The organism is Paramicrobacterium fandaimingii, assembly GCF_011751745.2.
GTDB classification, from domain to species: Bacteria; Actinomycetota; Actinomycetes; order Actinomycetales; family Microbacteriaceae; genus Paramicrobacterium; species Paramicrobacterium fandaimingii.
Genome location: NZ_CP061170.1, coordinates 3,528,918 through 3,546,395 on the forward strand (window position 1 = coordinate 3,528,918; position 17,478 = coordinate 3,546,395).

Below are 17,478 nucleotides of genomic sequence, written 5' to 3' on the forward strand. Positions count from 1 at the left end.
GAAGCATGTCCGATCCCCACGCCTCTGGTTTCTGGCCGCCGCCAGCCCAGCAACCCGCCTACGGGCACTACCCAGGTAACATGGCAGGTCCCTACGCCTATGGCTTTCGCCCAGGGCCAGGACAGACGCCGCCCGCCCGTCGACGCAACGGATTCGGCATCGCCGCACTCGTGATCGGCATCGTCTCGCTCGTTGGCGCGTTCATCCCGGTCATCAACTACCTCAGCGGCGTTCTCGCCCTCATCGGACTCGTTCTCGCCATCGTCGGCATCTGCCTGAAACATCGCCCCAAGGGAATGGCGATCACCGGCGGCATCCTCTCATGTGTCGCCATTGTCACCTCGATCGTGCTCGCCATCACCTACACGACGGCGTTCGTCGAGAGCCTGGAAGATCTTCCCACCACGAACTACAGCACTGATGCCGCAGATGAACCTGGCGCCTATGCGAACCCGCTCCCCCTCGGCACCGCCGCCACACTCGGTGGCGACGAGCCGCAATGGGACGTGAGCATCAATGAGGTGCTCGTCTACTCAGACGACGACGAGTATCAGACAGCCTCCTCCGGTGCAGAGCCGTCCTCGGGTAACCCCTACATCTCTATCGAACTGACGGTGATGTACCTCGGCGACGGGTCGGCAACGCCGTCAGACGATCTCAGTGTCGCCTTCGTCGATGAGAACCTTATGGAATACACGCCGGATTATGCGAACCCGCCGGGGCCGAACACTCCGTTCGACGAACTCGGAGCCGTGTATGCAAACGAGTCGAGCTCAGGCAGCGTTGTCATCAATGTGCCAGAGCAGGCACTGTCCACCGGACTCGTGCGCGTTGGGCTGGGCGCCACAGACTCCTGCTATTTCACGGTGTACGAGTAGGCGGCGTTCGAGATAGTCGGATGCCGCCTCGGCAGGCAGCCGACCGGCATCCTCCCTTAACCTTTTGACGCTTCCGGCATAGGCTGGCGACGAGGTCCCGGTTCGGATCGACGCGGGACCGCACCCGTCGAAAGGGCAGGGCTATGCAGAAGAACGTTGCACAGAAACTCATTGCCAGTCACCTCGTCGAAGGCGAGATGACGCCAGGCACAGAAATCGGGCTGACGGTCGACCAGACCCTTACCCAAGACGCCACCGGAACCATGGTGATGCTCGAGCTCGAGGCAATGGGCCTCGACCGCATCAAAACCGAGCTGTCTGTGCAGTACGTCGACCATAATCTGCTTCAGACCGACGAGAAAAACCCAGACGACCACCTTTTTCTGCAGTCTGCGGCGCAACGCTTCGGACTGTGGTTCTCGAAAGCGGGCAATGGGGTATCGCACCCGGTGCACCAGGCACATTTCGGGCGCCCGGGTGCGACAATGATCGGTTCTGACTCGCATACGTGCGCTGCGGGGGCGCTCGGCATGCTCGCGATCGGCGTCGGCGGGCTCGAAATCGCGATGGCCATGGCGGGGCAGCCGCTCTACGTGGAGATGCCGAAGATCATGGGCGTAAAGCTGACCGGTGAGCTGCCGGAGTGGGTGTCGGCGAAAGACGTGATTCTCGAGATGCTGAGACGCCACGGCGTGAAGGGCGGAGTCGGGAAGATCATCGAATATTACGGGCCGGGGCTTGCGAATCTGACGGCGATGGACCGACACGTGATCGCGAACATGGGTGCAGAACTGGGTGCGACGACGACGGTATTCCCCGCCGACCGCGCGGTGCGCGACTATATGGATGCCGTTGGCCGAGGCGATGAATACACGGAACTGCTCGCCGACGACGGCGCCACCTACGACATCGACGAGCACATCGATCTCTCAGACCTCGAGCCGCTCATCGCGAAGCCGTCGTCGCCGGGCAACGTCGTGCGGGTTGCCGAGGTTGAGAACGAAGACGTGTTTCAGGTCGTCGTCGGGTCGTCGGCAAACCCGGGGCTGCGCGACTTCGCCGTTGTCGCGCAGATTCTCGATGGCAACCAGACGCACAAGCAAGTGTCTGTTGACATCAACCCCACGTCGCGCGAAGTGCTCGCCGACCTCATCTCTGGCGGTTGGCTCACCTCCCTCGTGACGGCGGGCGCCCGCATCCACCAATCCGGCTGCATGGGATGCATCGGCATGGGGCAGGCGCCGGCGTCGGGCAGAAATTCGCTGCGCACCATGCCGCGCAACTTCCCCGGACGATCGGGGACGGAAGAGGATGCCGTGTGGCTCTGCTCACCAGAAACCGCGGCGGCCGCGGCACTGACGGGTCGCATCACTGACCCGCGCATGCTCACGGAGACTCACGGCATCCGGTATTCGGTTCCGACCATGCCCGCAACGTACAGCTCCATCAGCGACATGCTGCTTGCGCCGCTGGAGCCGAACGAAGCAGCGCAGGTCGAGCTTGTGAAGGGGCCGAACATCGTGTCGCTTCCGGAATTCGAGCCGCTCGACGACCACCTCGAAGTGCCCGTGCTGCTGAAGATGAACGACAACGTGTCGACGGACGAGATCATGCCCGCGGGGTCGCGTGTGCTGCCGTTCCGCAGCAACATTCCGAAGATCGCGGAGTTCAGCTTCACGCGTATTGACGAGAGCTACCCCGACAGGGCACGGGATGCCGCGGCCGGCCACGTGGTGATCGCCGGAGAGAACTACGGGCAGGGCTCCTCGCGCGAGCACGCCGTGATCGCGCCGCGCTACCTCGGCCTGCGGGCCGTGATCGCGAAGTCGTTCGCGCGCATCCACTGGCAGAACCTCGCGAACTTCGGCATCCTCGCCCTGGAATTCGACGACCCGGCCGACTACGACGCCGTCTCGCAAGACGACGTTGTCGTTCTCGACGGGTTGCACGATGCGATCGCCGGTGGCACGAGCGTCACGGCGACGATCGGCGGGCGCGAGGTGCCGCTGCATCACCGTCTCTCTGACAGGCAGGTGGAGATGATCCTCGCGGGGGGCCGCATTCCGCTGACGGCGCAGTCGGCCTGACCCGCACCAATAGAGCTGCACGATCGCGTGTGGGCGTCCGCCCACCCGGCCAGCTACAGAACCGGAATTGCGCCACAGGATTTTCTGTAGCGCAATTCCGATTCAGTAGCGCCGCCCCGCTGGCTGGTGGCCGCGTTAGCCTCGCCTCGTCTTGCCAGAAACGCCGCTCGCCAGCGACCGCACGTCGTATCCGAGCCGACCACGCGTCGACACCACGATTGTAACGGCGGCGATCGTGGAACCGAGCAGCATCGCATGCTGCGCCGCCGACGCATCGAGCATGGGGAACATGTCGCTCCACGCGATCGAAACGAAGTTGTTCACGCTCACGTGCATGAGCATCGAGAGCGGGAGGCTTTGGCCTGTGCGGTTGAACACCCACGTCATGACGATGTTGAACATAATGCAGAACGCCGCGAACTCAAGCGGGCGCCACCATGCGGCATCCGGCCAGCCGCCCCAGTCGCTGAGAAACAGCGGCATGTGCCACAGTGCCCACAGCGGACCGAGAATGAAGGATGCCGCCAGCGGACTGAACCGCGCCTGAAGGCGGGGAAGAGCGAAGTCGCGCCAGCCAGGCTCTTCAGCGAGACCCGTCGTCACCATTTGCAGGAGCAGCCCGGGAACGAACGCCGCGATCACCAGGAGAGACGGCGCCTGCAGCTGACCGCCTGAGAAGACCAGTGTCGACACAATGATCCCGGCGGGAACACCAACGATCGTGATGACGTACCAGCGAAATCCAACGCGCCACTTCCACAAGCGCTTCGCCCACGCGCGCAGACCGGCACGGCCGTCGGCGAGCGCGGTGACGAGCAGCGCCGACGCAATCGGTCCGAGGTAGGCGCCGGGCAGCACGCCGGCGAGCTGCGAGGATCCCAGCCACGCGGGGAACGTGTAGTCCCAGACGCCGAGACCGTTGTTCGACAGAATGTACGGCGTCCACGCTGCCCAGCTGAGCAGGTTGGCGAGAATGAAGAAGCTGAGCAGTGGATGCCGGCCCACGAGAGACCGGATGCCGCGGGGGCGACCCGGCGGCGGCGCATCGAGTTTCGGGGAGGCAATGGGCTGAGACGCAGTCACTGTGGTCCTTTCACGCATCGAAAATCGAACGTGACAAGCTCACCAAAACGCCCGTCTCAACTCACTATGCTGGGCACCCCGCTTTGAGGTAGGGCTGACCCCACCATGACCGCCGACGTCACAAGATTGGGCTCGCAGGCTTCACGCAGAGGGGACGAGCGCGAGCATGGCGAGAACGTTTCGCAGTGCCTGCTCGGTCTGGGCACCGAGCCCCTCAAGCAGCACACCATCACCATCCGTGCCATTCTGACCGCCCACATACAGTGTCGGGCCCGTCGGCATGATCATTCCCTTGTGCGAAGACGGGGCTGCTGTGCAGAATCCACAACTGCAGTATTCGCTACAGCACGAGACGCAAGCCCACCGACGTCCCGATCGGCGTGCGCTGCCCGCCCGAGTGCACGACGTCGTCACCGTCAACGCTCACCTGCGAGGCATGATGCGCCAGCGCCGCCTTCACCTGGTCGAGCCGGTGGTCGAGGTGAAACCAGGTGGCCAGCTCACCGGCATCCTGAGCCTTCTGCGCCAGCGCGGCGTCGGAAAGGATTTCAGCAAACCGGATGCCGCGAGCTCGCGCTGCGGCCTCGGCGACTTTGCGCGCACGCATGTGATCGGGGTGCCCGTAGCCGCCAATCTCGTTGTAGCTGACGACGAGGTCGGGCGCGGTGTGCGCGGCGTCGACGAACGCGAGCAGATCAGCGGTCTCATCTGCGAGCGGCTGCGATGTGAGGGCGTTCGCCGACGCATCCGCGGCCGGGCCGGCAAGGCCCTCACGCACCCAGCGCATGCCGGAGTCTTCGTAGCGGCGCGGTTCGAGCTGGGCCACTCGGGCCGGTGGCGTGCCGAGCCACACGTGGCGCGTGACACCGAGCTCAGCCAGCGCGCCCGCCAGTTCGTTCTCGCGATGTGCCGCGAACTCTGGCATCCCCTGCAGATGCGACAGCGGGCCGGGGACGACCTCGCCGCGCTCACCGCGCGTGCAGGTGACGAGCGTGACGAGGATGTCGCGGTCGATCAGTTCGGCCATGAGCGCACCGGTGGCCAGAGTCTCGTCATCCGGATGCGCGTGCACGAACAGCACGTGGCGAACGTCGTCGAGCACGGTGCCGTCAGTGTCGAACCCGTGCGCCAGGCCCTGAGACTCGTCGCTCTCACTCGACGTGCCACCGTGCGGCATCCCGGTCACGCCTGCCGCCCCAGAAGTTTCTCGTAAACGGCGACGGTGCCCTGCGCCGTGCGCTCCCACGTGAACTGCAGTGCACGCTCGCGACCTGCCGCGCCGAGCTCGGCGCATCGTTCCGGGTCGCGCAACAGCGTGGAGATGGTGCCGGCCCACGCGCTGGGTTCGCGCACCGGAACAAGAATGCCCGTCTGGCCGTCGACGACAGCCTCACGCAGCCCACCGGCATCCGATGCTACAACGGGCGTTCCGCACGCCTGCGCCTCGAGAGCGATGAGCCCGAAGGTTTCGGAGTGCGACGGCACAAGGGCAATGCGCGCGCCCCGCAGCAGATCGGCGAGCGCGTCTCGCGCCTGAGGCCCGATGAAGTGCACGCGGTCAGCAACGCCAAGCCCCTCGGCGAGAGCGCGCAGTTTGTCGGGGTAGTCGTCGAATCCCGTCGTCGCCCCGCCAGAAACGATGAGGTCAGGTCGGCCCGACTTCGGCAGCTCTGCGAGCGTCTTGATCGCGAGGTCGAGGCCCTTGAGCGGTTCAAGCCGCGCGGCTGCGAGCAGATACCCGGCGTCTCCTGTCGAAGCATCCGGAGTCTCGTGTGGGCTGAACTGCGCCGCATCCACCCCGGGGGCGACGGTGATGACGCGGGCTGGATCGGCTCCGAGGCGCGTGATCACTGTCTCGCGCTCAGCGTCGCTCACGGTGATGATCGCGTCGGAGCGCTGGGCGAGCAGCTCTTCGCCGGCGAGGCGACCGGGGGACTCTGGCCGCTCGCCCTCAGACAGCGGAGTCGTGTGGGCCGCGGCGATCGAGTGAAAACTCTGAACGTGAGGGATGCCGTGGTGCTGCGCGAGCTCGAGGGCGGCCATGCCGCTGAACCAGTGGTGCGAGTGGATGACGTCGTAGGGGCCGAGGTGGCGCATGGCGCCGCCGAACTCGGCGATGTACTCCTCGTGGTCACCCTTGACACGGCGCTCGGGCGGGCCTGCATGCAGCTGCCTCAGTGTGATGCGCTCGGCCACCTCGACGGCATCTGGGGCATCGGGCGACGAGCGACGCGTGAGCACGTCGACGTGGTGGCCGAGTTCCGCCAGCGCGAGGGCTGTGTGGCGCACAGCAACGTTCATGCCGCCGACGTCGCCGGTGCCCGGATCGTCGTTGGGCGACGTGTGCAGGCTGACGAGGGCGAGGCGAAGGGGCATGCTCCCAGCCTAAGCCGCGCGGTTGTGCGTGCGGTCGGTGGTGGATGTTTGCCCGTCCACAGGGATCGGTGGGATTCCGTTTTTCCACAGCTCGCTCCTGTCGGCGATGTTGCCTCATTCGCGCCGCTACGCTCCAGGCGTCCCTAGCTTGACGAAAGGTGGCATTAATGACACCATACAAAGTGCGCGAGATCGTGAACGCGATGCAACGAGCACCGGCGAATGTTCATTATCGAAACCTCGCGCAGGTGTGTGAGCACTATTTTGGGCCGCTTGCCGCCATACGAAAAATGGAGGGCGACGATGATTCCCGCCGTTGAAAAGTACGCGTACCGTGTGCTCTGGTCACCCGAAGACGACGCACACGTTGGCCTTGTTTCCGAATTTCCCTCGCTCTCGTGGATCGACGACGACGCCGTCGCCGCGCTGAGGGGTATACGCGACCTCGTCTCCGAGACCCTCAATGAGATGGCGGCTGCTGGCGACGAGCCACCGCGCCCGATCGCGGACCGGCAATACAGCGGTTCATTCAAACTGCGAATCCCACCCGAGCTTCACCGCACCCTGACGATTGAAGCTGCCGAGCAGAAGGTCAGCCTGAACCGCCTCATCAACATGCGCCTCGGGTCAGCGTAGTGTCAGGCCACGCCATAGAGTCGACGTATGCCCGCCGATCGCCGCACCGCTGAGTTCTACCGCGACCAGCTCGCCGATCTCGGCGACATCACGATTGCGCGCATGTTCGGCGGCTGGGGGCTGCGGCTGCACGGTCAGTTTCTCGGCGCGATACTCGATGACGTCTTCTACCTCAAGGTCGAGCCATTCGCCCTCGATGCAATGATCGCGCAGGGCGGCCACCCGTTCACATACACGCGCCCGAGCGGCAAGCGCGTCACGATCGACAAATGGTGTTCGGTGCCCGACGACTACCTCGACAACGCGGCATCCCTCACCGAGTTTGTGCGCAACATGACGGGCGTGCTCTGACTGCCTGCGCACACGCACCCAGCGCATGCTGCGGCGTTCGCGTCAGCTTGCGCCCCAAATGAACACGTTCATAAGTCAAAGAATGCTCTGAAACCGCCGTCTCAGAGCATTCTTCGACCTCTGAACGGTCACGGATCAGGACAGGGCCATCAGCTCGGGCCGAACGTGGCATCGAGCGCAGCATCCAGATCGGCGATGATGTCTGCCGGGTCTTCGAGACCCACTGAGAACCTCAGGTGCCCGTAGCGCTTGAACTCATCAGGATAGTGCTGCACGCGCGGCCCCATCGTACCCACATGGACGATGAGCGACTCATCGTGGCCGAGCGAAACAGCGGATGTGATCAGGCGAAGGTTTGCGACGAAACGGTTCTGCGTGTCGGGGTCGCCGTCGACGGCGAACGCCAACACCGCGCCATAGCCACGGCCGCCGAACTGCCGCGCCGCCACGTCATGCTGCGGATGCGAGTCGAGCCCCGGATACGCCACGTACGCAACGCGCGGGTCGGCGTCGAGGTGCGCCGCGATCTGCTCGGCGCTCGCGAGATGCTGCCGCAGCCGCAACGGCAGCGTGACGGATCCGCGCATGATGAGCCACGCGTTGAACGGCGAGATTGTGCCGCCCACGTCGACCATGGCCTCGGCCTTGATTGTCCCAACCAGCTCGGCACTGCCGATCACAGCGCCGCCCATCGCGTCGCCGTGCCCGTTGATGTACTTCGTGAGGGAGTGCACAACCAGGTCGGCACCGTCTGCGAGCGGCCGGTAGAGCGGAGGCGGCGTGAACGTCGAGTCGACGGTGAGCAGCGCGCCTGCAGCGTGGGCCACGGCTGCGACCGCGGCAATGTCGGTGACCTTCGTCGTCGGATTGCCGATCGCCTCGACGTGCACGAGCTTCGTGTTCGGGCGCATCGCTGCGGCGACAGCATCCGGATCACTCGTGTCGACGAATGTCGCCTCGATACCGTACTTCACCGGCAGCAGATCGGTGAAGAGCTTCCAGATCGCCTCATACGTCACATCGCCAACAACAACGTGGTCGCCGCTCTTCAGATGCGTGAAGAACACGGCGTGCAGCGCGGCAACGCCCGATGCGAGCACGACGGCGTCTTCGCCGCCCTCAAGCGTCGCGAGCTTCGACTGCAGCGCCTCTTGGTTCGTGCCGGTGTTGCGCGTGTACGTCTTGGTGTCGGTGTTCGACCAGCTCAGGCTCGAGGGGTCATCGGGCAGCGCGTAGGAGTTCGCCATGACGATCGGTGTGCGAATCGCGCCCGACCCGGCGTCGATGGCGTTGCCGGCATGCACCGCCTGCGTCAAGAATTGCAGTGTCGAGGGGTCGTGAGCATCGGGTCGCGGCGTCATACGTCAACGCTACGGCCGACGCGGGGCTGCGCGGCGAGTATTACAGAGAATGGATGCTGTCGGCGCGTTCAGGTGTCACAAAGTGCGCATAGCCGCCCCCGGAGACGCCGTTTTTGCCAGATGAACTGGTTCGCGCAGCATCAACGCTCGCTCGGCACCACGATCCACATCACGATGTAGATGATGAACTGCGGCCCCGGAATGAGGCAGCTCAAAATGGCAAGCAGCCGAACGACGTTGGGACTCATGTTGAAGCGCAGGGCGAGCGCGGCACACACGCCAGCGATGACGCGGCCGCGGCGAGGACGATATAAGGAGTTCATGACTCCATCCTGCGTCGCCGAACGCGGCTTGTCACCCGATTTCGCCCGGAATCACCCTTGAGAGGGAGCAGGTTGATACCGGAGTGGCACACACCTCGATACTCGAAGGCGGTCTGCTCCACCACCACCGCCGTGGCTTCCCACGGGTATTTCCTACGGAATCACGAGAATCACAGCGGCAAGTCCGCAGAGCACTCCAGCCGCGATTGGCCACCATGTCGTAGCGTTGACGGCGCGCACGACCGGCATCGTGGACGCGACGTCCCCGATCACAGCCGTGGGAATGGGATCCCGAGGAGCGTCCCAAACGACGCGCAGGTCGCTGAGCTGCTCCGCCGAGAATGGCCGTTCTGCCGCGAATTCGACGTCGGACGCCAGCCGATGCAGCTGACGCCGATACCACCAGACCGTGCCGTACATCTCGAGAAAATAGCAGCCGAGCAAGGCAAACCACGCTCCAACCGGAATCATCACCGCTTCCCCCAGCTGAGTCGCCACCCAGAGTCCCGCACAGATGAGCGCGAGACCCAACGGAAGCCAGCAGGCGAAGAAGATCACGTTCGCCCGCGAGGTCTGTCGCCGATAGTAAGCCAAGGTGGACGCAGTCATAGCTCCAGTCTGACGTACCCGCAGGGGCTTCCCGCTGCATCGCGGTAAACGCCCCTCTGACATATTCGCCACTGTGCAGGCAGGCGGGTCTATTCTGACAACAGGTTCACGAGATGCAGCTGTCGGTACCTGGCTGGCTGCACGGCAACCCTGTCCATCGACTGGGGTGCCCCGGGGGAAGAACCGGCGCCGCCGCACCTGCGGAGCGCAAGTCGTTGGAGGCACCGCCTCCGGAAAGTGAGGCAGAAAATGCACACAAGAGCACCGCTGTGGCTCGAGACGCCAACGCCGTCTGTTCCGAGGGCGACGTCACTTGATCAGCTGGCGTACCGCGGGCCGACTGCGCCATTGCGCATCGTCGTGCTTGACGGGCAGCCCACGACCGAGGTCTTCGACGTGGCCGCCGCGCCCCACGAGATTCCGATTGCCGAGCAGCACGACTGGGCGGCGGCGTTTGCCGAACTGCCTCCGCGCATCGTCGGCTTCTTCGAGCAGCGCGCGGCAGACCAGTGCCTCGCCGACGGGGCGCCGCTGCCCAGCTGGCTGCAGCGCGACATCGTTGAGTGGACGGATGCCGGCTTCACGCCGTCGCGCTACCGCGACCTCGCCGCCGCGCTCCGTGAGCTGGAACAGCATCCATCGCACCTGTCCCACGACACCGACCGGAGTGCGCACCCCCGGCTCCGCGCCGAGCACTGGGCTGACTGGGCCGAGCGCGTCGCTGCGGGTGGCGACGCCGTGATCGAGGCCACCGTCGTGCTCGACGGGCTGCACTGAGCCTCGCTTCTGTGCCTCAGAACAGCGCACCCACGCTGCTCAACGTCGCACCTGCCCCGCTAATCGTGTGCCGATTTTTGCTATCTCACCAGCGCTGGAAATAGCAAAAAGCGGCACACGTTTTGTCGGCGCGAGCAGCAGGGCACAGCATCCGCGGCATCTGCCCAGCAAACCAGAGCTACTCTGCCGAAATGGCACTGCGACCCGATCTGACCGCACTCGAGCGGCGCATCGATGACGCTGCCAACCGGCTTCTCGAGCGCGCTCCAGACAGCCGACTCTGGGGCGCACTCGTCGAGTTTCTGGTGTTCGGCGCCAAGCAGGCGTGGGCGTGCATCTTCGGCGGGATGCTGCTCGCGGTCATCCTCGTCGCGCGACTCGTGTACCCAGACGACGCGTGGCTCGCCCGCAACGATGCCCTCACCATCGCGGCCATCGTGATTCAAGTCGTTATGGTCTGGTCTGGCCTCGAAACCTGGCGCGAACTGCGCGTCATCGTGCTGTTCCACATCGTCGGCACCGCCATGGAGCTGTTCAAGACCGACGTCGGATCATGGGCCTACGACCCAGGCGGTGTGCTGCGCATTCTCAGCGTTCCGCTGTTCACCGGGTTCATGTACGGCGCCGTTGGCTCGTACATGGTGCGTGTCTACCGGCTCTTCGATCTGCGGTTCACGCGTTACCCACCGATCTGGCTGACGGCCGTGATCGCGGCAGGCATCTACATCAACTTCTTCTCACACCACTACATCGTCGACCTGCGCTGGGTGCTGCTCGCCGCCGTGCTTTTCACATTCGGGCTCTGCACCATGCACTTCCGCGTGTTCAGAAAGACACTCCGGATGCCGCTTGTCGTCGCCTTTGCACTTGTCGCGTTCTTCATCTGGATCGCCGAGAACATCGGCACCTACTCGGGCGCCTGGCTCTACCCCGGACAGGTAGACGGGTGGCAGATGGTGTCGATCTCGAAGCTCGTGTCGTGGTTTCTGCTCATGATCATCTCGGTTGTGCTCGTCACGTGGGTGTATCCGCCGAGGCAGCCGGATGCTGTAGCGGCAGCTCCTGCGCCAGCATCCTGACCTCGAATCGCTCACTTCATGTGGCGAAGTTTGCGGTTATTCGCGCGGTGCGACGACAATTTGTGACACATCAGTTCGTCTTCGCGCCCGTCACAAGGAAGTATCCATGGATCTCAGAATCGGCATCATCGGCTTCGGCATGCGGGGGACAGAACTCGCCCGCGACGCACACAGGCCAGGCGAGGGCAGCCACGTCGCGGCGGTCTGCGAGATCAGCGAGCGCGGCCGTGCGGCCGCGGCATCCGAATACCCTGACGCCGTCATCACCGACTCGCTCGAGGAGCTGCTCGCCCAGAACCTCGATGCGGCGATGGTGTTCACCCCAGACGACGTACACGCACAGACAGCGATCCCGGCCCTCGAGGCAGGCCTCGCCGTGTTCAGCGAGAAGCCCCTTGCCACGAGCATCGCCGATTGCGACGCCATTCTCGCGGCGGCGCATCGCACGGGAAGCCGGCTCTACGTCGGCCACAACATGCGGCACATGCCCGTCGTCACGCTGATGCGCGACATCATCGCCCGCGGAACGATCGGCGAGGTCAAGGCCGTGTGGTGCCGCCACTTCGTCGGCCACGGCGGCGACTACTACTTCAAGGACTGGCACGCAGAACGATCGAAGTCGGTCGGGATGCTGTTGCGGGATGCTGTTGCAGAAGGGCGCGCACGACATCGACGTGATCCACTGGCTCGCCGGCGCGTACAGCACGCACGTGCAGGCGATGGGCGCGCTCGCTGTGTATGGCGACGTGACTGATCGACGCGACCGCGCGGGCGAGCTGATGGGCGACTGGTTCAGCCTCGACAACTGGCCGCCAACCGAGCAGACCGGCTTGAACCCGGTGATCGACATCGAAGACATCTCGCAGGTGAACATGCGCCTGCAGGGCGGCGTGCTCGCCTCCTACGAACAGTGCCACTTCACCCCCGACTACTGGCGCAACTACACAGTGATTGGGACGCACGGCCGACTCGAGAACTTCGGCGACGAATCGGGCTCCGAGGTGGGGGTATGGACGCACAGGCTGGCCGGTTCGGGCGCGCCGACCGAGACGCACGTTGTTCCCGATGTGGACGGCTCGCACGGCGGCGCCGATTCGCTCATGATCGACGAGTTTCTGCGCTTTGCGTGCGAGGGCGGCCCGACGACAACGTCAGCCGTCGCCGCGCGCAACGCTGTTGCGACAGGCGTGCTGGCCACGCAATCGATCCGCGGAAACGGCAGCACTGTTGCGATTCCGCCCGTTGATGCCGCGATTGCCGCATACTTCGATGCGGATGACGCCGCACGGACGGCACAATAGCTGCGGAGCCCCACAAGCGCTCCACACCCCTACGCACCCCACAAGGGAAAGGAGCGAGGACGCCAATGAAGGCCCTCTACAAGTCCAGCGCCGACGCCGGATTCGACCTCGTCGACAGGCCAGAACCCGAGCCCGCGCCAGACGAAGTGAAGATCCGCGTGCTGCGCACCGGCATCTGCGGAACCGACCTGCACATTCTGCGATGGGACGACTGGGCGGCATCCACCGTCGCGCAGCCGCTCATTCCCGGCCACGAATTCTGCGGCGACGTCGTCGAGGTGGGTGAGCTCGTCAAGGGCGTCGCCGTCGGCGATCTCGTGTCGGGCGAAGGCCACATCGTGTGCGGCGTGTGCCGCAACTGCCGCGCAGGCCGCCGCCAGATGTGCATTCGCACGCAGGGCATCGGCGTGAACCGCGACGGCGCGTTCGCCGAGTACATCACCCTTCCCGGCTCCAACGTCTGGACGCACTCGGCCGACATGAACAAGGACGTCGCCGCGATCTTCGATCCACTGGGCAACGCCGTTCATACGGCGCTCTCGTTTCCCGTCGTCGGAGAAGACGTGCTGATCACCGGCTGCGGCCCGATCGGGCTCATGGCCATCGCGATCGCCCGCCACATCGGCGCTCGCTTCATCGTCGCTACAGACGTGAGCGATGAGCGCCTCGAGCTCGCCCTCTCCATGGGCGCCGACCGCGCCATCAACCCCGCGCGCGAGGGCATTCACGACGCCTTCACGTCACTCGACATGCACGAGGGCTTCGACGTCGGGTTCGAGATGAGCGGAGCCCCCGCCGCCATGCGGCAGATGGTCGACAACATCAACAACGGAGGCCGCATAGCCATGCTCGGGCTGCCCTCTGAACCGTTCTCCATCGATTGGGGCTCCGTCGTCACCCGGATGCTGACGCTGAAGGGCATCTACGGGCGAGAGATGTTCGACACCTGGAACGCCATGACGGCGATGCTGCAGAGCAGCGAGACTCTCGCGGCATCCATCGGCTCGATCGTTTCCGACCGCTTCGACGCCCGCGACTGGCGGCACGCATTCGACACCGCGGCGAACGCGGGCGGGGGCAAGGTCGTCATGGATTGGACGGAGATCTGATGTACGCGTCATTCAAGGAACTCCTGACACAGGAGCTGGCGGAGATCGACGAGGCCGGCCTCACCAAGCGAGAAAACGGCATCGCGGGCGCGCAGGGCGCACTCGTGTCGACGGACGGACGCGAGGTGCTGAACTTCTGCGCAAACAACTACCTCGGGCTGGCCGACAACGCCGAGGTTCGGGATGCCGCGCGCACGGCGCTCGACGACTGGGGATTCGGCATGGCGAGCGTGCGCTTCATCTGCGGCACCCAGACACAGCATCTCGAGCTTGAGCGGCGCATGTCGCAGTTTCTCGGCACCGAGGCGACGATTCTCTACTCGTCGTGCTTCGATGCGAACGGCGGGCTCTTCGAGGCGCTGCTCGGGCCCGACGATGCAATCATCTCGGATGAGCTGAACCACGCGTCGATCATCGACGGCATCCGCCTCTGCAAGGCACAGCGATACCGATACCGCAACCGCGACCTCGCCGACCTTGAAGAGCAGCTTGCCGCGGCATCCGGAGCGCGGTTTCGGGTGATCGTCACAGACGGCGTCTTCTCGATGGACGGCTCGATCGCGCCGCTCGCAGGCATCTGCGATCTTGCCGAGAAGCACGAAGCCCTCGTGATCGTCGACGACTCGCATGCGACGGGGTTCATCGGCGAGAACGGTCGCGGCACTCCCGAGCTGTGCGGTGTCGAGCGGCGCATCGACGTCTACACCGGCACCTTCGGCAAGGCGCTCGGCGGGGCCTCGGGCGGCTACGTCTCGGCGCACCGCGAGATCGTCGATCTGCTGCGGCAGCGCTCACGCCCCTACCTGTTCTCCAACTCGCTCGCGCCCTCGGTCGTCGCGGGAACGCTCGTCGCACTCGATCTGATTCAGGATGCCGATGAGCTGCGTTCTCAGCTCAGAGACAACGCCGCCGAGTTCCGTCGCCTTATGACCGAAGCGGGCTTTGACCTTGTGCCTGGCGAGCATCCGATCATCCCCGTGATGCTCGGCGATGCTGCGCTTGCCGTCGACATGGCAGCGCACATGAACGCGAACGGCATCTACGTGACGCCGTTCAGCTTTCCCGTCGTGCCGCGGGGGAAGGCGCGCATTCGCGTGCAATTGTCTGCCGCGCACACGATCGAGCAGGTGCGCCGCTGCGTCGACGCGTTCGTTGCGGCCCGGGATGCCGTCGGTCCAGGTTCTGCAGACGCATAGGTCACGTGCCGTGCGCTGCATTCGGGAGGCACAGCGGCGCGTGCCAGACTGGGAAGATGATCTCCACTCCCCTCGCCCGGCGTCTGCATGAGGCCGGGCTGACGTGGACGCCCGTGTCGGGCGACGCCTTTCAGGTGGCCGGGCCCGAGTTTGAGGGCGACGTGTTCACAGTGAGCGACATGACCATCGAGGCGCACACGTACTCGACAGGCACGGTGCTCGGCTTCAACGGCACAACCGAGTGGGCGCTCGACTCGGTCGCGCTCAGCGATGCCGTGTGGCTGCCGCGCGAAGACCAATTGCGCGACATGCTCGGCAGTGCGTTCGTGATGCTGGAGCGGGTGGATGCTGTCGCAGGCATCGAGTATGACGTCACTGTGACGGTGGACGGCGATTCGGTCATCTTCGTGAGCGAAGACCCCGCTGAGTCGTACGGCATGGCCTTGATCGCGCTGCTCGAGAACCAGCGCTGACAGCGAAGCTGCTCAGGCAGCCTTGCGCGCAGCGACAGCGGCCGTGGCGTCTTCGAAGATGAGGTCGCCGTTGAGGGCACCGCCCGTCATACTCCCCTGGGCTGCGGATGCTGCGACAGCGGCCCCGAGATCGCGCACGTTGCCCGCCGCCCAGACACCGTCCACGTCTGTCTTGCCCGCAAAGTCGGTCTCGATGAAGCTGCCCATCGGGTTCTCGCTGAGCGTTCCGCCGAGCTGCTCGTAGATGTCGCTGCGAGCGACGAATCGTGGCGCAACCGTGAGGGCATCGATATCGAACTCATGGCCATCGTCCAGCACGACAGCGTCAATCTCACCATCCTTCGCCCGTAGCTCAGCAACGCGCCCCGACACCACCTCGACGTTCAGTGCCGCAAGGGTGTCCCAGTCGTCGTCCGAGAGCTCGGGCATCGTGTGCGTGAAGAGCGCCACGTGCTCGCTGAGCTGCCGGAACAGCAGAACCTGGTGCACCGCCATCGGCGTCGTACCGAGTACGCCGATGCTCTGCCCCTTCACTTCCCAGCCGTGGCAATACGGGCAGTGCAGCACGTGCGTTCCCCACAGCTCGGCGACGCCGGGCACGTCGGGAAGCTCGTCGTGCAGGCCGGTGGCCAGCAGGATGCGGCGAGCGCGCAGTTTCGCCCCGCCGGCGAGCGTCAGAGTGAAGTTCTCACCGTCGCGTCGCACCTCGGCGACGCTGTCTGACAGCATCCGAGCACCGTAGCCTTCTGCCTCGGCGCGGCCGAGCGCAACGAGCTCAAATGGCGCGATGCCCTCGCGACCGAGCAGGTTGTGCACGCCCTCTGCCTGTGCATTGCGCGGCTCGCCCGCATCGATCACCACCACGTTGCGCAGCGAACGGGCAAGCGTGACGGCGGCGCTCAGGCCCGCCGCTCCCCCGCCGACAATGGCGACGTCGTGAAGTGTGTTCTCAGTCATGGTCGTACTCCTTCTCAATTCTGCTGATCTGCGGCGGCGCTCCGGCGTGCAAGCAGCGCCGTGCGTGAGCCGCGAATCGTTGTGGCGATGCGCGCGAGTTCGGCGTCGTCATCGATGAGCGCGTTGAGTGCCGTCTGATCGACTGCATCGAGGCGATCGACGAGCGCACCACGCATCTTCGCGAGCCATGCACCTGCGTACGGGGCGACGGTCGGCGAGGTCGCCTGCGTTGTGAACTGCCGACGCTCGAGCGAGGTGCACCCCGCGGCCGCGATGGTCGACGCCCAGTCGTGGTGTGCATTCCAGCCGAGGGCGGTCAGTTCCGCGTGCAGGCGTTGTTCGAGCCCGGGAGCTTCGGGCGGAAACTCGGCCGGAAGAAAGCTCGGCAGCACGTCCATCTCGACGGCGACGAAAACCCCTCCGCGCCGAAGCGCCGCGAAGGCGTCGCGCAGCACGCGATCGGGGTCGCTCAGTTCGTGCAGCGACGACGAGGCCCACACCAGGTCGGCGTCGGCCGCGGCATCCGGCCATGACGCGTTGAGGTCGCACTCGACGGTGCGCACTCGCTGTTCCAGGCCGGCAGCGGCTGCGCCGTCGGTGACGTGGTTGAGCATGGTGCGTGAAGCGTCGACGGCGAGAATGGATGCCGTGGGAAAGCGTTGCGCGAGCGCGAACGTGCCCACACCGGTGCCGGCTCCGAGGTCGACGATCTGCTCTGGGTCGCTGTCGAAATGCGTGCCGATCCAGGCGGACGCGTCGTCAAGGTAACCGCCGGCCACCGCGGCGTCGCGTTCTAGCAGATCGGCGAGAGCGGCCGGGTTCTCGTGCTCATGGTGCGACGCGGGTGAATGCTCTGCGGCAATGTGATGTGACATGCATTCA

At 65.1% G+C, this 17,478-nt stretch carries 21 protein-coding genes and 1 riboswitch; of the genes, 12 read left to right on the forward strand and 9 right to left on the reverse strand.

Features of this window, described 5'->3' with window-relative positions:
• Positions 1-80: 80 nt before the first annotated feature.
• Positions 81-878, forward strand: a complete 798-nt coding sequence (locus HCR84_RS17045) for a DUF4190 domain-containing protein (RefSeq protein ID WP_166983187.1) — start codon at positions 81-83, stop codon at positions 876-878.
• A gap of 143 nt (positions 879-1,021) precedes the next feature.
• Positions 1,022-2,965, forward strand: coding sequence for an aconitate hydratase (locus HCR84_RS17050; RefSeq protein WP_166983186.1), 1,944 nt, complete (start codon positions 1,022-1,024; stop codon positions 2,963-2,965).
• Between the two features lie 135 nt (positions 2,966-3,100).
• On the opposite strand, the gene HCR84_RS17055 is transcribed toward HCR84_RS17050, so the two are convergent.
• From HCR84_RS17055 to HCR84_RS17070, 4 genes are all read right to left on the reverse strand, one after another.
• Positions 3,101-4,048 carry a CPBP family intramembrane glutamic endopeptidase gene (locus HCR84_RS17055; protein ID WP_235940759.1) on the reverse strand — a complete coding sequence of 316 codons (948 nt, stop codon included), beginning with the start codon at positions 4,046-4,048 and terminating at the stop codon, positions 3,101-3,103.
• 141 nt (positions 4,049-4,189) lie between these two features.
• The gene (locus HCR84_RS17060; protein WP_166983184.1) at positions 4,190-4,330 is read right to left on the reverse strand and encodes a RidA family protein; all 141 of its coding nucleotides are present in this window, start codon (positions 4,328-4,330) and stop codon (positions 4,190-4,192) included.
• 58 nt (positions 4,331-4,388) lie between these two features.
• Positions 4,389-5,225, reverse strand: coding sequence for a PIG-L family deacetylase (locus HCR84_RS17065; protein ID WP_166983293.1), 837 nt, complete (start codon positions 5,223-5,225; stop codon positions 4,389-4,391).
• Positions 5,226-5,230: 5 nt separating this feature from the next.
• Positions 5,231-6,424, reverse strand: coding sequence for a glycosyltransferase (locus tag HCR84_RS17070; RefSeq protein WP_166983183.1), 1,194 nt, complete (start codon positions 6,422-6,424; stop codon positions 5,231-5,233).
• Positions 6,425-6,591: 167 nt separating this feature from the next.
• Here HCR84_RS17070 and HCR84_RS17075 point away from each other — a divergent pair, with 167 nt between their 5' ends.
• The 3 genes from HCR84_RS17075 to HCR84_RS17085 are packed head-to-tail and all read left to right on the forward strand — an operon-like array spanning position 6,592 to position 7,411.
• Positions 6,592-6,744, forward strand: coding sequence for a hypothetical protein (locus HCR84_RS17075; RefSeq protein ID WP_166983182.1), 153 nt, complete (start codon positions 6,592-6,594; stop codon positions 6,742-6,744).
• Complete coding sequence (locus HCR84_RS17080; protein ID WP_166983181.1) at positions 6,728-7,060, forward strand: type II toxin-antitoxin system HicB family antitoxin; 333 nt, start codon at positions 6,728-6,730, stop codon at positions 7,058-7,060. Before HCR84_RS17075 ends, HCR84_RS17080 begins: the two co-directional genes overlap by 17 nt.
• Positions 7,061-7,087: 27 nt before the next feature.
• Positions 7,088-7,411 carry a TfoX/Sxy family protein gene (locus HCR84_RS17085; RefSeq protein ID WP_166983180.1) on the forward strand — a complete coding sequence of 108 codons (324 nt, stop codon included), beginning with the start codon at positions 7,088-7,090 and terminating at the stop codon, positions 7,409-7,411.
• Positions 7,412-7,560: 149 nt separating this feature from the next.
• Here the strand turns inward: HCR84_RS17085 and HCR84_RS17090 are convergent, their stop codons facing one another.
• The 3 genes from HCR84_RS17090 to HCR84_RS17100 form a co-directional block, all read right to left on the reverse strand.
• A complete protein-coding gene (locus tag HCR84_RS17090; protein WP_166983179.1) occupies positions 7,561-8,772 on the reverse strand; it encodes a trans-sulfuration enzyme family protein in 1,212 nt (403 codons plus the stop codon).
• Between the two features lie 140 nt (positions 8,773-8,912).
• Positions 8,913-9,095 carry a PspC domain-containing protein gene (locus HCR84_RS17095; protein WP_166983178.1) on the reverse strand — a complete coding sequence of 61 codons (183 nt, stop codon included), beginning with the start codon at positions 9,093-9,095 and terminating at the stop codon, positions 8,913-8,915.
• 153 nt (positions 9,096-9,248) lie between these two features.
• On the reverse strand, positions 9,249-9,704 hold the full coding sequence (locus HCR84_RS17100; RefSeq protein ID WP_166983177.1) for a hypothetical protein: 456 nt from the start codon (positions 9,702-9,704) through the stop codon (positions 9,249-9,251).
• Between the two features lie 104 nt (positions 9,705-9,808).
• Positions 9,809-9,924, forward strand: a riboswitch (SAM riboswitch).
• Between the two features lie 29 nt (positions 9,925-9,953).
• Between HCR84_RS17100 and HCR84_RS17105 the strand changes: the two genes are divergently transcribed.
• The 7 genes from HCR84_RS17105 to HCR84_RS17130 all read left to right on the forward strand — a co-directional run bounded on the left by HCR84_RS17105 (position 9,954) and on the right by HCR84_RS17130 (position 15,639).
• Positions 9,954-10,481 (forward strand): hypothetical protein, encoded by a 528-nt coding sequence (locus tag HCR84_RS17105; protein ID WP_166983176.1) that lies wholly within the window; start codon positions 9,954-9,956, stop codon positions 10,479-10,481.
• A gap of 191 nt (positions 10,482-10,672) precedes the next feature.
• Positions 10,673-11,560: a DUF817 domain-containing protein gene (locus HCR84_RS17110; RefSeq protein ID WP_166983175.1), complete on the forward strand. Its 888-nt coding sequence runs from the start codon at positions 10,673-10,675 to the stop codon at positions 11,558-11,560.
• Positions 11,561-11,666: 106 nt separating this feature from the next.
• Entirely contained in the window at positions 11,667-12,314 is a 648-nt protein-coding gene (locus HCR84_RS17865) for a Gfo/Idh/MocA family protein (protein WP_434063545.1), read from the forward strand.
• Positions 12,202-12,861, forward strand: coding sequence for a Gfo/Idh/MocA family oxidoreductase (locus tag HCR84_RS17870; protein WP_434063546.1), 660 nt, complete (start codon positions 12,202-12,204; stop codon positions 12,859-12,861). The genes HCR84_RS17865 and HCR84_RS17870 overlap by 113 nt, the downstream gene beginning before the upstream one ends.
• A 65-nt stretch (positions 12,862-12,926) precedes the next feature.
• Positions 12,927-13,970, forward strand: a complete 1,044-nt coding sequence (gene tdh, locus HCR84_RS17120; protein ID WP_166983173.1) for an L-threonine 3-dehydrogenase — start codon at positions 12,927-12,929, stop codon at positions 13,968-13,970.
• Positions 13,970-15,166, forward strand: a complete 1,197-nt coding sequence (locus tag HCR84_RS17125) for a glycine C-acetyltransferase (RefSeq protein ID WP_166983172.1) — start codon at positions 13,970-13,972, stop codon at positions 15,164-15,166. Before tdh ends, HCR84_RS17125 begins: the two co-directional genes overlap by 1 nt.
• 56 nt (positions 15,167-15,222) lie before the next feature.
• Positions 15,223-15,639, forward strand: coding sequence for a pilus assembly protein CpaE (locus HCR84_RS17130; RefSeq protein WP_166983171.1), 417 nt, complete (start codon positions 15,223-15,225; stop codon positions 15,637-15,639).
• Positions 15,640-15,651: 12 nt separating this feature from the next.
• Here HCR84_RS17130 and HCR84_RS17135 read toward each other — a convergent pair whose 3' ends face one another.
• Complete coding sequence (locus HCR84_RS17135) at positions 15,652-16,596, reverse strand: NAD(P)/FAD-dependent oxidoreductase (protein ID WP_166983170.1); 945 nt, start codon at positions 16,594-16,596, stop codon at positions 15,652-15,654.
• A gap of 14 nt (positions 16,597-16,610) precedes the next feature.
• A complete protein-coding gene (locus HCR84_RS17140; RefSeq protein WP_166983169.1) occupies positions 16,611-17,471 on the reverse strand; it encodes a class I SAM-dependent methyltransferase in 861 nt (286 codons plus the stop codon).
• Between the last annotated feature and the right edge of the window lie 7 nt (positions 17,472-17,478).